5 protein-coding genes are annotated in these 4,475 nt (G+C 60.5%); 1 reads left to right on the plus strand and 4 read right to left on the minus strand.

Annotated elements, in window-relative coordinates; translation table 11 throughout:
• A partial coding sequence (locus K5R89_RS26580; RefSeq protein WP_074423728.1) for a hypothetical protein occupies positions 1 to 279 on the plus strand: 279 nt, incomplete at its 5' end.
• Between the two features lie 49 nt (positions 280 to 328).
• Here the strand turns inward: K5R89_RS26580 and K5R89_RS26585 are convergent.
• From K5R89_RS26585 to K5R89_RS26600, 4 genes are all read right to left on the minus strand, one after another.
• Entirely contained in the window at positions 329 to 1,531 is a 1,203-nt protein-coding gene (locus tag K5R89_RS26585) for an MFS transporter (RefSeq protein ID WP_064175092.1), read from the minus strand.
• A 46-nt stretch (positions 1,532 to 1,577) separates the two neighbouring features.
• Entirely contained in the window at positions 1,578 to 2,339 is a 762-nt protein-coding gene (locus tag K5R89_RS26590; RefSeq protein ID WP_064175091.1) for an SDR family oxidoreductase, read from the minus strand.
• Between the two features lie 56 nt (positions 2,340 to 2,395).
• Positions 2,396 to 3,211, minus strand: a complete 816-nt coding sequence (locus K5R89_RS26595; protein WP_064175090.1) for an SDR family oxidoreductase — start codon at positions 3,209 to 3,211, stop codon at positions 2,396 to 2,398.
• 151 nt (positions 3,212 to 3,362) lie between these two features.
• Positions 3,363 to 4,301, minus strand: coding sequence for a GlxA family transcriptional regulator (locus tag K5R89_RS26600; RefSeq protein ID WP_064175089.1), 939 nt, complete (start codon positions 4,299 to 4,301; stop codon positions 3,363 to 3,365).
• Positions 4,302 to 4,475 lie beyond the last annotated feature (174 nt).

Genomic DNA, 4,475 nt, shown 5'->3' on the forward strand with positions numbered 1-4,475 from the left:
ATGGTCTGTGTTGTCGGGAGGATACGTGATCTGATCCTTCAACTCAGCAAAAGTTCGATTTATTCAACAAAGCCGAAAATAGCTGCACTTCAGCAGGCGCAGGCCGCAGGAAAGGTGAGCGAAGCCTTCCCCCCGGCGTTTCTGCTGACAACTATAATGGCGCTGTCTACCGAATGGTCCGCCCTCAGTCCGTTTGGCGTATTCTGCAGTGACGTCCCGGCCGGTGACATCAGGAAAATGCTGCAGCAGATGATTGAAATAATGATCCGTCCGGAATAAAAACCGCCTCCCGGCAGGGATATCGGGAGGCAAGCCCGGTGATGCGGGGTCAGATTTCGCTCTGGCAGGGTTCAGCAAGTGCTACAGGCTTTCTGAGCTTTTCTGACAGCTGCAGGCTGCACAGCGCAAGAACAATGAAGGCCACTGACATCGCGGCCAACCCGTAAAATCCCGCGACCGGGTAAACCCAGGAAGCTACCGCAGAGCCAAAGCCGATACCACCAAACATGAAGGCACTGGTCAGCGCCAGCGCAATGCCGCGATGGCGGACTGATGCCAGCTCGACGATCCGGCGCTGCTGGCTGGGCCAGAGCAGATCGGTGGCAAACGCCCAGACCACCAGCGCCGCCAGCAGCACGCCCAGCGCTTTCGGCAGCACGGCGATAAGCGCCGTATCGACGATGAGCAGCGTCATGCCGGCCAGCAGCAGCTTCTCAGCGGTAAAGCGTGTCGCCGCGCGGGTGACCCAGAGATTGCCTAGCACCCCGGCAACGCCCAGCACGGCCAGCGCTGCGGAGACCGCATGCGTGCCGCCAGTGTAAGTGTCGCGAATGAGCGGCGCGATAAAAGCGTAGAAGCTGTAAACGCCGGAAGTAATAAAAAACACCACCAGGAAGGCCGTCAGGTATTTGCCATCGGCCAGCACGCCGGCCATCTCACGCAGGCGGATGCGCGTCCCGGCACTGTCATCCGGCACCGTCAGCAAAATGTTCAGCCCGCTCAGCAGGCTCACCACGCCGACCAGCGCAAACAGGGCTTTCGCGCCCCACAGGCCGGCAACCCATGAAGCAATGGGAATTCCGGCAAGGCTTGCCATCGATACCCCGAGCAGTACCATGCCGATGGCCCGCCCGCGCTGCTGTTCATGCACCAGCTCTGAACCCAGCGCAACCAGCACCGGACCGATGAACCCGGCGCCGGCCCCCATCAGGATGCGTGAGGCGAGCAGTGCGTTGTAGCCCGGCGACAGCACAAACGCGAAGGCGCCCAGGCCAAACAGCGCAATGCCGGTGAGCACCAGCCGGCGACGGCGCAGGTGACCAAACAGCACCTGCACCAGCGGGGCCGCCAGCGCAAAGGTGAGTCCGAAAATACTCAGTAAGCGCGCGCTCTGCGCATCAGTCAGCTGCCAGGCAGCTGAGATGGCCGGCAGGCTGCCGGCAACGGACAGCGCACCGGTAGCCTGTACGAAGTAGGCAATGCTCAGCGCGCGCAGCGCGCGGCGCTGGGAAGAGGTGATGACAGCGTTCATTATTCATCTCCGGCATAAAAAACAGGGGCCGGGGCCCCTGTAACGTTTACTGAACAGGAATCGGGTTATCCGCCACGGACTGGTTGAACTGATTCACCAGCGTATGCTCGTTCGCGCCCGGGTTATCGCGCACCGGCAGCACGCGGTCGACAATGGCTTCGATGGTATCCGTACCCAGCTTTTCAAACGTCTCGCTGATGAAGGCGTCCAGCGGCATGGCGCGCGGGTCGCCGCTTTTGTAAATCAGATCGGTATCCACCCACGGCGGTGAAATTTCGATGACCTGCACGCCGGTATCACGCAGCAGGAAGCGCTGCGACAGGGTATAGGAGTGAATCGCGGCCTTAGTGGCCGAGTAAAGCGCGTTGGTCGCCAGCGGCAGGAAGGCCAGCACCGAGCTGTTGTTAATCAGCACCGCGTCCGGCTGCTGCTTCAGGTGTTCGATAAAGGCCGCACTGACGCGCACCGGGCCCAGAAGATTGGTGTTCAGTAGCGTCACCGCCTGCGCGTCATCCAGTTCGCCCGCCGCATTATCAAACGGCATGATGCCAGCATTATTGATGACCACGTTCAGGGCCGGATAGCGTTCCAGCACGTGGTGTGCTGCGGCCTGAATGCTGTCGGCGCGCGTGACGTCCAGCACCACATAGTCCATGCCCGGACTGGCGGCAGTGACTTCCTGCAGCAGCGCCTCGCGGCGTCCGGAGATAATCACCTGGTTGCCCAGCTGATGAAATTTTTCTGCCATTGCGCGGCCGATGCCAGAAGTGCCGCCCGTGATGAAGATGGTGTTATCGGTCAGTTTCATGATCTGATTCCTTAATGGGACAGTTATTGGGATTGCGATTCTGAATAAGGGGGCGTTCAGTGCACAGAGACGGGCCGATAGCGTTCAGCCGGCGCGTCTCTGCCGAGGTGCGGCATCATGGCCTGACGCGCCTGCTCATAGCGGGTCCAGAGCGCTTCGTCCTGCAGGGACGGAATGGTAATGAGCTCGCCGCGGGCGAAGCCGGTGAGCGCCGCATCAACCATCTCCTGCGCGCTCATGACGATGTTCGGGTCAAGCTGGTCAACCGGCAGACCGCCGTTATCCCAGAACGGCGTCGCGGTAGCGCCGGGCAGTACGGCCTGCACCTGAATCCCCTTACCGGCCAGTTCATGGTGCAGCGACTGACTGAACGCCAGCACGTAAGCCTTGCTGCCGCCGTAAACACCGTTCAGCAGCTCAGGCGCAATGCTGACGATCGAGGCGATGTTGATGATTGCGCCGCGTCCGCGCGCCACCATGCCCGGCACCAGCGCATAGGTCAGGCGGGTCAGCGCGATGACGTTGAGGTTAATCATGGCGTTCATCTGCGCCACGTCGCTGTCCAGCAATGGGGTATGGGTGCCGATACCGGCGTTATTCACCAGCAGCGTAATGCTTGCGTCCTGACGCAGCTTATCTTCCAGCGCGTTCAGCTGTGCGGCATTGGCCAGGTCCGTGGTGATGACTTCCACGCTGCGGCCGCTGTCGGTGGTGATGTGTTCAGCCAGCTGGTTCAGGCGGTTGTGATTGCGGGCCACGATGATCAGGTCATAGCCCATGCGTGCCAGGCGGCCGGCGTACAGTGCGCCCATACCGGTAGAGGCGCCGGTGACAACGGCAGTGCCGCGGTTGGTGTGTGTCTGCTGCGTCATGATATTCACCTTGTCAGTTATCGGGTTGGTGAATTCATAGTACACAGTCGCGCACCGGCGCGGCTGACGAGAAAGGTCGTGATTTCGGACAACATGATGACCGGGATTCCGGCCATCGTGATCAGAAGGCGTTCAGGCGGGACAGCGCGCGTCAGGCTTTACCGGTGCGCAGCGACTGCGGCGGGATGCCGTAACCGCGAATGAACACTTCCCGCATATGGCGGCGATCGCGGAAGCCGGATTCACGGGCTATCACCTCCATTGGCAGCCTGCTCTGCTCGATCAGCAAGCGGGCGTTTTCCAGTCGTAATCCCTCAATGGCTTTGGCTGGCGACTTGCCCGTCTCAGAACGGAACAGGCGGCTGAGCTGCCGCGCGCTGAGGTGAACCGCATCCGCAAGGTCTTCGATGGTCAGCGCTTTACTGAGATTGTTGCGCGCATATTCCAGCGCCGACTGCAGCCGGTCGCTGCGCGGAGAGAGCATCAGCATCTCAGAGTGCTGCGTCTGTCCGCCGGAGCGGCGGTGATGCATGACCAGCAGGTGCGCCACGCTGCGCGCCACTTCGGCACCGAGATCTTTCTCCACCATTCCCAGCGCCATATCCAGCCCGGCTGTGAGTCCCGCCGAGGTCCAGATGTGATCGTCAATAATGAAGATGCGGTCTTCTTCAATACGCGTCGTCGGGTGCAGCAGTTGCAGACTCTGGGCATGTACCCAGTGCGTAGTGGCGCGGCGCTCCGATAACAGACCGGCCTGCCCCAGCACGAATGCGCCGGTACAGATCCCGGCCACCCGGCGGGCCCGGGGTGCGTGCACCTGCAGAAAATCAACGATGCCCGCTGTGGCCGGCAACTCCAGCGGCGTCATTACGCCTGCGACCAGCCAGGTATCCATTTCCATATCTGTATGGATCGGCTGGCTGTCCACGCCGAAGCCGGAAGAGGACTGCACCGCGCCACCGTGCTCTGAATAAACCGTGCAGTGGTAAAACGGTTCGCCGTTTACCTGATTGGCAAACTCAAAAATGCTCAGCGTGGATAATCCCATAACCTGGAAGTGATCGGAAATCAGTAAGCCTACCCGGTGCATCATCATCTCCTTCAGTGGTCCGGCGCCGCATACGTCTCTGTAGTTGGTCACGCCGTAAGCAGGTGAACGCAGATAATACCTGATTTCGCTAACCAGTGGCTTTGTTGAATAAATCGAACTTTTGCTGAGTTGAAGGATCAGATCACGCATCTTCCCGACAACGCAGACCGTTCC

Origin of the sequence: Klebsiella sp. TF21-TM, assembly GCF_019753495.1 — a bacterium.
Lineage (GTDB): Bacteria > Pseudomonadota > Gammaproteobacteria > Enterobacterales > Enterobacteriaceae > Klebsiella > Klebsiella quasipneumoniae.

Coding starts and splice junctions, on each gene's coding strand:
- K5R89_RS26595 (WP_064175090.1), bottom strand. CDS start 3,211: ATGACGCAGCAGACACACACCAACCGCGGCACTGCCGTTGTCACCGGC.
- K5R89_RS26585 (WP_064175092.1), bottom strand. CDS start 1,531: ATGAACGCTGTCATCACCTCTTCCCAGCGCCGCGCGCTGCGCGCGCTG.
- K5R89_RS26600 (WP_064175089.1), bottom strand. CDS start 4,301: ATGCACCGGGTAGGCTTACTGATTTCCGATCACTTCCAGGTTATGGGA.
- K5R89_RS26590 (WP_064175091.1), bottom strand. CDS start 2,339: ATGAAACTGACCGATAACACCATCTTCATCACGGGCGGCACTTCTGGC.